The sequence below is a fragment of the Mycobacterium intermedium genome, from assembly GCF_002086275.1.
Lineage (GTDB): Bacteria > Actinomycetota > Actinomycetes > Mycobacteriales > Mycobacteriaceae > Mycobacterium > Mycobacterium intermedium.
In genome coordinates, this window is sequence record NZ_MVHT01000153.1 from 1 (window position 1) to 7,355 (window position 7,355).

13 protein-coding genes are annotated in these 7,355 nt (G+C 63.2%); 8 read left to right on the plus strand and 5 right to left on the minus strand.

Annotated elements, in window-relative coordinates; translation table 11 throughout:
- Positions 1-160: 160 nt before the first annotated feature.
- Positions 161-292, plus strand: a complete 132-nt coding sequence (locus BST27_RS34690; RefSeq protein WP_264000744.1) for a recombinase family protein — start codon at positions 161-163, stop codon at positions 290-292.
- Positions 274-1,671, plus strand: a complete 1,398-nt coding sequence (locus BST27_RS29125; RefSeq protein ID WP_232007475.1) for a recombinase family protein — start codon at positions 274-276, stop codon at positions 1,669-1,671. Before BST27_RS34690 ends, BST27_RS29125 begins: the two co-directional genes overlap by 19 nt.
- On the opposite strand, the gene BST27_RS31940 is transcribed toward BST27_RS29125, so the two are convergent.
- Positions 1,634-2,350 (minus strand): hypothetical protein, encoded by a 717-nt coding sequence (locus BST27_RS31940; RefSeq protein ID WP_139805438.1) that lies wholly within the window; start codon positions 2,348-2,350, stop codon positions 1,634-1,636. The genes BST27_RS29125 and BST27_RS31940 overlap by 38 nt on opposite strands.
- Before the next feature lie 385 nt (positions 2,351-2,735).
- Positions 2,736-3,041: a DUF3761 domain-containing protein gene (locus tag BST27_RS29130; RefSeq protein WP_069422560.1), complete on the minus strand. Its 306-nt coding sequence runs from the start codon at positions 3,039-3,041 to the stop codon at positions 2,736-2,738.
- 59 nt (positions 3,042-3,100) lie between these two features.
- Here BST27_RS29130 and BST27_RS29135 point away from each other — a divergent pair, with 59 nt between their 5' ends.
- From BST27_RS29135 to BST27_RS29150, 3 genes are all read left to right on the plus strand, one after another.
- Complete coding sequence (locus BST27_RS29135; RefSeq protein ID WP_139805439.1) at positions 3,101-3,415, plus strand: hypothetical protein; 315 nt, start codon at positions 3,101-3,103, stop codon at positions 3,413-3,415.
- 745 nt (positions 3,416-4,160) lie between these two features.
- Positions 4,161-4,610: a hypothetical protein gene (locus BST27_RS29145; RefSeq protein WP_069422563.1), complete on the plus strand. Its 450-nt coding sequence runs from the start codon at positions 4,161-4,163 to the stop codon at positions 4,608-4,610.
- Positions 4,611-4,706: 96 nt separating this feature from the next.
- A complete protein-coding gene (locus BST27_RS29150; protein ID WP_069422564.1) occupies positions 4,707-5,099 on the plus strand; it encodes a hypothetical protein in 393 nt (130 codons plus the stop codon).
- Positions 5,100-5,347: 248 nt separating this feature from the next.
- Here BST27_RS29150 and BST27_RS32765 read toward each other — a convergent pair whose 3' ends face one another.
- Genes BST27_RS32765 through BST27_RS29155 form a run of 3 tightly spaced genes read right to left on the minus strand, consistent with a single transcriptional unit; the run spans position 5,348 to position 6,266 of the window.
- Entirely contained in the window at positions 5,348-5,524 is a 177-nt protein-coding gene (locus BST27_RS32765; RefSeq protein WP_156789332.1) for a hypothetical protein, read from the minus strand.
- Positions 5,521-5,691: a helix-turn-helix domain-containing protein gene (locus tag BST27_RS31945; RefSeq protein WP_139805440.1), complete on the minus strand. Its 171-nt coding sequence runs from the start codon at positions 5,689-5,691 to the stop codon at positions 5,521-5,523. The genes BST27_RS32765 and BST27_RS31945 overlap by 4 nt, the downstream gene beginning before the upstream one ends.
- On the minus strand, positions 5,691-6,266 hold the full coding sequence (locus BST27_RS29155) for a phage major capsid protein (RefSeq protein ID WP_069422565.1): 576 nt from the start codon (positions 6,264-6,266) through the stop codon (positions 5,691-5,693). The genes BST27_RS31945 and BST27_RS29155 overlap by 1 nt, the downstream gene beginning before the upstream one ends.
- 213 nt (positions 6,267-6,479) lie before the next feature.
- Between BST27_RS29155 and BST27_RS32770 the strand changes: the two genes are divergently transcribed.
- From BST27_RS32770 to BST27_RS29165, 3 genes are all read left to right on the plus strand, one after another.
- Complete coding sequence (locus BST27_RS32770; protein ID WP_156789333.1) at positions 6,480-6,629, plus strand: hypothetical protein; 150 nt, start codon at positions 6,480-6,482, stop codon at positions 6,627-6,629.
- 8 nt (positions 6,630-6,637) lie between these two features.
- Complete coding sequence (locus BST27_RS29160) at positions 6,638-6,850, plus strand: hypothetical protein (protein ID WP_069422566.1); 213 nt, start codon at positions 6,638-6,640, stop codon at positions 6,848-6,850.
- A 129-nt stretch (positions 6,851-6,979) separates the two neighbouring features.
- A partial coding sequence (locus BST27_RS29165; RefSeq protein ID WP_249025732.1) for a transposase occupies positions 6,980-7,355 on the plus strand: 376 nt, incomplete at its 3' end.

Sequence of the window (7,355 nt, forward strand, 5' to 3'; positions counted from 1 at the left end):
TGCCGGGATCTGACGTGTCGCTGGCCCGGGTGTGAGGTGTCGGCCTGGGACTGCCAGCTCGACCACACCATCCCGTAGGCCCAGGGTGGGCCCACCCACGCGGCGAACATGAAGTGCTACTGCACCTTTCATTTACCACTTGCTGGCATACACTTTAAGTATGGCGACGTTACCAAAACAGCAGGTCAGGGCAGCTTGCTACTGCCGCATCAGCTCCGATCCCCGGGACAAGCGCGAGGGTGTGGACCGCCAGCGGGAAGACACCGCAGCGCTGTGCGAGGTGAAGGGCTGAAAGTCGCCGGGTACTACGTCGACAACGACCGCAGCGCCTCCAACGGCAAGCGGCGACCGGAGTGGGAACGCCTGCTGGGTGACATTAGGGCCGGGAAGATCGACGCGGTTGCCGCGTGGGATCAGGACCGGGTGAACCGGATGTTGGAGGACTTTGTCGCCTACAAGGGCCTGTTCATCGAGCGCGGGATTTTGCTGGCCACGAGCAACAACGGCGAGATCGACCTATCGACACCGTCGGGTGTGCTCACCGCCGCTATCAAGACAGCGGTGAGCGAGCACGAGATCGCGATGATGCGTATTCGCCAGCGCCGCGCCGCGCAGCAACGCGCCGAGCGGGGACACCCCAAGTGGAAGAAGGCGTTCGGCTACGTTCCTGATATACGCCGCAAGGAGGACGACGACGGCACGCGCGTAATTGATGTGCGGGCGCAGCAGCGGGTGGTCGCCGCGTATCAGGCGGTGCTGCGGGGCGAGAAGATCACCTATCTGGCCAACCGGTGGAATGCCGAGAAGCTGTTCGGGCTCAACGGCAAGCCGTGGTCGGCCTCCACGCTTTCGCTGTTCCTGCGGTCGCCGCGCAACGCCGGTCTGCGCGAGCACAACGGCCAGATCGTCTTGGACGCGACGGGCAAGCCGGTGAAAGGTACTTGGCCGCCGTTGGTGGAGGAGGACCTTTGGCGCGGGGTGCAGACAGTGCTCAACGCGCCTGGTCGCGCCCCTGGCCCGAAGAGCGTCCGCAAGCACCTGCTGACGGGGGTCATGCGTTGCGGCCGGGAGGGCTGCGGCGGGTATCTGGCGGGTAATTGGGTCATGAACCCGACCGGTGGACAGCCAGGGCGCCCCAAAGCTGGTGAGACGAAAGTCAGCGGCGGTCAGGCGGCGCACTCCATCGCATACAGCTGCAGGGTGTGCCGGCGGGTGTCCGTCCGTGCTGAGCATGTGGAGCCGCTGCTGATGAACCTGCTGGTGGAGCAGCTGTCGCGCCCTGGTGCTGCAAAGTTTCTGCGCAAGAAGACTTTCGACAGGGCCGAAGCGGAGAAGCTGCGGACCGAGGAAGCGCTGCTACTGGCTAAGCAGGATCAAATCGCGGACGACTACGCCGACGACATGTTGACCGGTGCACAAGCGGCGCGGGCCACCGCGCGCATCCAGGAGAAGCTGGACGACATAGTTGCGCGCCAGCAGGACCAGGACCGGCTACGGGTGCTCGACGGCATACCGTTGGGAACCGACGAGGTGGTCCACAAGATCGAGGCGCTACCACCGGACCGGCTGCGCTCCGTTTTCGACCTGCTGGCCACGATCACGATTCAGCCGGTAGGCAAGGGTGGCAAGGTTTTCAACCCAGACCGGGTAATGGTCGAGTGGAAGACGTGACCTCGTTCCGGCCTAGCGACCCACAGAACAGCCACCGAAGGAAGCGGCCAACCTCGGACTGCCACGCCAGATTCCGGTCAATTGCTTCCACAAAATCGAGGAAAAGATCGGGGCCTTCTGCGAAACCATTGAGGAAAAACAATTGATCGTTTTCCGGCACATCGTCCGGGGGCGGCGGAGGCAAACGAAGCCAGAGACACTTTTCTGGGCCCTCAGGCCAGCGGTTGTCCACCAACCTCAGTTCCTGGAGATCAACACCCTTGCTGGGATTGTAGAAGCCGTCGCCAACGCCGAAGGGTTGCGGGTAGGGCAGTCCATGCGCGACGTCCAAACGCCCCGCGCGATGCAGAGTGTGGGCAGCCCGGTGAAGGCTAACCCTTCGTGCCCGTCCGGTTCCTGGTTCGGCAAGGCCCAACAGGTCAACGGTGTACCACCTCCACCGTGCACGCGCCGTTGGGAAATAGAACGGGTTGGCTAGGTGGTCGATGATTTCCTGGTTCGAAATATTCGCTAGGCGCATGCTCCGCAGTCGCTCGTATTGGTTCGCTTGCTCATGGGGATCGTCATAAAAGGTGTTCGCTACAGCGGGGATCGTGGTCATGTCGAAGACATCGTGTCGTTGCCTGCTGATCAGGGCGTCAAGTACTAGGCGCTGTACAGAACCGAAGCCGCGCGACACCATTTCAGCGTAAGCGTTGCCTGACGCGGGTTAAGTGTTGCCGACCTTGATGTAGTCGCCTCAACTCGTCAGAGAATAGAGCTGCCCCGCACCGTTGCACCGGTCGGGGCAGCCATATTGTCCCGTCGTCTCACCAACAGGAACAACTCAATGAGCATAAACCCGTTAGCAAGCTCAGGAAACAACCCTCAGCGCCCACCCACAGGGACTCCACCCATCGTGGTCCTGGCTGTGGCTGCAACCTGTGCCGCAGTGACAACTTACTTCACCACGTGGGATATCGGTGCCACAGTGTTCCTCGCTGTGATCTCGCTTTTCAAACCTGAGAATCAGTAACGCTTCGCAACCTTCTCATCTCGGCCCTCGACGGACGAGGTGTAGATGCCTAGGCCCATTCTTGGCGGGCGTTGTCCGAGTATCCGGGCTCGACGCTGTTCCACTTGCAGACGCCGCCATGATGGGAACAGGTGCCGCTGCTCGTCTGGCTGTGGGAACTGGTGCCATCGCAACAGACGGCAGTCGTGCCATTTGGGTTCTGGTCCGGCTTTTCGACGCAGTTGCCTGAACTGTTCTTGTAGTAACCGGGCTGGCACTGAGCAAGCTGAATTGACGGTTCGGACAATTCGCTGAGACCTGCGGCGAGTCCAATAGTCAATGTTGCGACTGCCGCAACGGCGAAGGCGCGAAACATATTTCTCCCGTATACGTGCTAAATCGATGAGCAGCGTAAGCAGGGGTGAAGCATCACCGTTGGAGTTTCCGCAATATCCGTGCCAACTTCTTGCGCCGCAGTTTGCCCACGCGCCGTTAGGTCGAGGAGCTGTGCGCTTCACGAGTGCTGTCAGACCCGACATCTACCGTATCGGCATGGGCAAAAACGATCTTGGCATCGAGGACTACGTCAACCGAAACTTCCCGAAGGAGCTCTCCGTCCCCACACCGGACGAGGCCAGCGAGGAAGAAGCCATCCGCGCAGTGCAAAAGCAGTTCAAGGATGCGGGGTTCGACTGTTCAGCAAAGACTGCTCGCGACCTCGTTCGCCGAGCGTGGAAACAGGCGCAGTAGCGTTGGTTCCGCTGTGCAGAAAGGAGAACCAACGGATGCGCTGCTCTAACTGCGGGAAAGATATCCCGTTCAGCGGAAACGTTTGCCCCTGGTGCAACGCGGACAAGAGTGGAGACCAGACGAATCAGGTATTCATGATTCTCTTCGGCCTGATCGGCGGTGGTCTGGGTTATGCAGTCGGCGGCCCCGTTGGGGGATTCATCGGTGTCCTTATTGGCGGCTTTGTCGGGCTCTTCTTCGCCAATAAGTAAGACGACCAAGTCCTGAGGCGCAGTTCCCGCGCTTCGGTCGTTCGTCGCCGCAATTGCGGGCGTTGGATGCGTTCTCCAAGGACGCAACGCGCAGCGCGCTTCCAAGTTCGCAGCGTTTACCCACCATGCTTGACAGCGATTGCGCCATCACCCGAATTTGTTGCTATGCAGTCGATTTCCCTGCTATCGGTCGCATCTGATCACCGCGCTCATCCCTCCGTCACATAGGCATTCTGCGCTGCATCACGGGGGGGTACGAGGCGGCAGTCTGGCGGGCCTGCTGGTGGGGGTTCCATAGTTTCGGTGCCCCTGCCCGGTGCGCCGGCTGTGCAGCGCCCGTGCGCTTGACGGTCTCTTGACGGGCGTTCGTTGGATGAATTCGATTGTGCTGCAATGGAATTCGTCTACAGCAAACTTGAGTGTCAACCTTTCGGTGAGGCATAATTACAGGTAGCAGCGGCAAAGCGCCGCTACCGACCGAAGGAGAGCAAACCATGACCGAGACCAACAATTCCGCTGATGTGGTGGCCGAGACCCGCGAGGCGAAGACGGGCGCGCGGCGGCGACACCCGGCGGGCAAGGCGGCCCCGACCCCGACCCCGGCGGCAGACAACGCGGCGGCCACGACGACGAAGAAATCGACCCCGGCGAAGGGTACGGCCAGCACGCCCACGAAGGCGGCAACGGCAGCATCAGGCAAGTCGGCGAAGCTGCGCTGGCAGTTCCCCGACGGGTTCGAGAACCGCGACGTGACGGGCCAGCAGGCATACAGCGCGGGCCACAGCTACGCGATCCTTCCGGTGGAAGACCAGGACGGGAAGTACAGCGCCGTGGTCAAACCGGACGACGGTGAGGCGGTCTACCTTGTCGAGGCCGGAGCCCACTCCAAGTGCTACGCCGCGTGCGTGGCCCACCACCGTGGGGTGACCGCGCAACCCGCTTGACGGCGAGGGCCACCAGGGCGGTGTGGCTACCGCCCTGGCTCGGCCTGGCAGCACGGCAAGACAAGCCGCGCTGGTTGGCTGAGAAAGGCAAGCCCGATGGTGCACTACGAGTACGAGACCGAACCGCGCCTGATGCTGCACGCGGCGCTGTTTGAAGCGCCTGGTGCGCGGCACGGCGCGGCGACCGGCAGGATAGGCCGGCCGCGCCCGAAGGCCAGTAAGCCCCGGCTGCCTGGCCGCAGTGTGCACGCCGAACTTGAGGCGGCAGAGCGCGCGGCCGAGGCCAAGGCCAGGCCCCTGACGATGGACAGCTTCAAGCGGTTCGCGGCGCAGGCCGGTGAAGTGGAGCGGCAGCGCGCCGCCGGTACCCGCAAAGAGCAGTTGCTGCGCCAAGGGGCGGTGGACTTCAAGTGGTACCTGAACCCGCAGGGTGAGGCCGAGTACCGTACCTACACCGACCCCTACGGAATTGCGTGGGAGGAACGGTGAGCGCGGGTGGTGGTGCGGCGGTGGGTATGCGGGTGGGCTGCGAGGGTGCCGAAGCAGAAATGCCCCGACACCTGGCACCGGACATGGTTGCACTGCACGGCCAGGCGCACCCCCTACGGGGGTGGGAGGGACCACCGGCCCGCAGGAAGGACGGGTCTGCAGGCCGGTGGCATCTCCCCACGTGACGCCTCCTATAGCGGCTCGGCGCGGCGGAGACCACCTCCGCGCCTTCGAGAAGAGCATGCGGACTACTTCTTGGCCTTCCGTGTGGCCTTGCGCGGCTTCGTCGGTGGTGTGGCGACCATCAGCTGCCAGCCGTGGTATTGGGCATCGAGGCGCCCCGACGCTGCGGCGGCATCGGTCTCCGCGATGCTGGCGCCGGTCAGTTCGGCGGCAGCCTCGCCGGTGCGCCAGGTGATCGTCATGTCGTCACGCCCACGATGAGTGCAGGTTGGACCCACATCACGCCGTCCCCGTAGCTCTTGAGGACGCGCTGGTCGACCAGCTCCATCACGCGGGCCTCACTGAGGTTGAGCTGCGCGGCGCACTGCTCAACCGTCAGGTAGTCGTCGTACTGCTCGCCGAAGTACATCAGCTGGTGAGATCGACGATGGCAAAGGACTGCGGTCGCAGCACACCGACGCCGACCCGAGCCTCGGCCCGCAGCTGGATCTGGTTCTTCTGGAACAAGACGCCGCTAGCGTCCAGGTCGATGCGCATGGTCTCGCGGGTGAACAGCTTGAGCTGCTTCCAATCGGCCAGGATCGCGGTCCCCGCCGGCACGGAAGGGCTCACTACTCGCGCGACCGTCGACGGTCCAAAGATGTTGTCCGACGTGCCGAAGCCCATCTTGGTGTCGTTCTCGTACCCGCCGGTGAGCAGACCGCCTGAGGTGCCCCACCGCAACAGATCGAGCTGCTCAGCGTCGGCTGGCGACAACGCCCACGCGGTCGGAACCTCGCCGAGTTGCTGCAGCGCCGTTGTCGCGCGCCGCAGAGTTGTGGCGACATCGGTGGTGAAGGCGACCGCCGTGGTTCCCGCGGTGTGCAGGATGCCGGTGCAGTTCTCCCCGCTGCCGTCGCCGCTGATCGCCTGGTACTCAATGGCGTCCAGCACCCCGGCGGCCATCTCACCGTAAAGCCAACTGGTGATGGCTGCCTCGTCCAACCAAATACGAAACGCAGCGGCTCAGACAAATGCGCGATGACGCGGCACCGGTCCAGGATGGCCTTGACGGTGAGGATGCTGGTGGGCTTCAGTGCGTTATCGGCCACGGGCGCGGCGTTGTTCGTTCGCGCGATTTGCCTGAAGTACTCGTAGGCCATCGAACTGACGGCAAGCCTGGACGGGAACAGGTCGATCAGGCGGGTGGGGTGCGGGATGTCGGTCACGAAGTCGGGCACCAGCAGCGGTACATCGACGCTGCCGCTGATCACTGCCCGCGACTCCGAACCGAACGAGCGCCGCAACTCGGCGGCAGTGTTCTGCGCCCAACTACGCGCGCACGCCATCGCGTCCGCGCCGCCTTGAGTAAGCGAATGGGAACCGAGACGTTTCAGTTCATTGCGGGTCTCGGCGATGTGCTCGTCCAATCCGCGCAGCGTCTCTCGGTGGACGCGCATCTGAATGTCCTCATCTTCAGAGAGAAAGTCGCGACCCTCGTTCTTGGCGTTGAGCAGCAACCGCTCAGCGGTCGCGCGCTCGGCGTCGCGGCGGGTTTCGAGTTTGCGGAGGAAGGCGGCATTGATTGATCCAGCCATTGGCTTTCCGATCTACGGCGGTGCATGTGGGCATCACGGGTGATCCGCCGGGCCCGTGACAGGCCAGTGTGAACCGCCCCGGGATGTCCGGAGACTCCACTTCTTGGGAAGGTTGGAGTCATGTCAGGGAGTACGTCGAGGAGGTACCCACCGGAGCTGCGTGAGCGGGCGGTGCGGATGGTCGTTGAGATCAGCGATCAGCACGATTCGGAATGGGCAGCGATCAGTGAGGTTGCACGACTGCTCGGGGTCGGCTCGGCTGAGACAGTACGCAAGTGGTTTCGCCAAGCCCAGGTTGATGCCGGCGCGCGGCCGGGAACGACGACTGAGGAGTCAGCTGAGCTGAAACGCCTACGGCGGGAGAACGCCGAATTACGCAGGGCTAACGCAATTTTGAAGACCGCATCGGCTTTCTTCGCGGCCGAGCTGTGCGCCACGAGGCGCTTGGTGTGTCGGGAGGTGGTGAGAGACCGTCTCTGTTGGGCCGTCGCAGCGG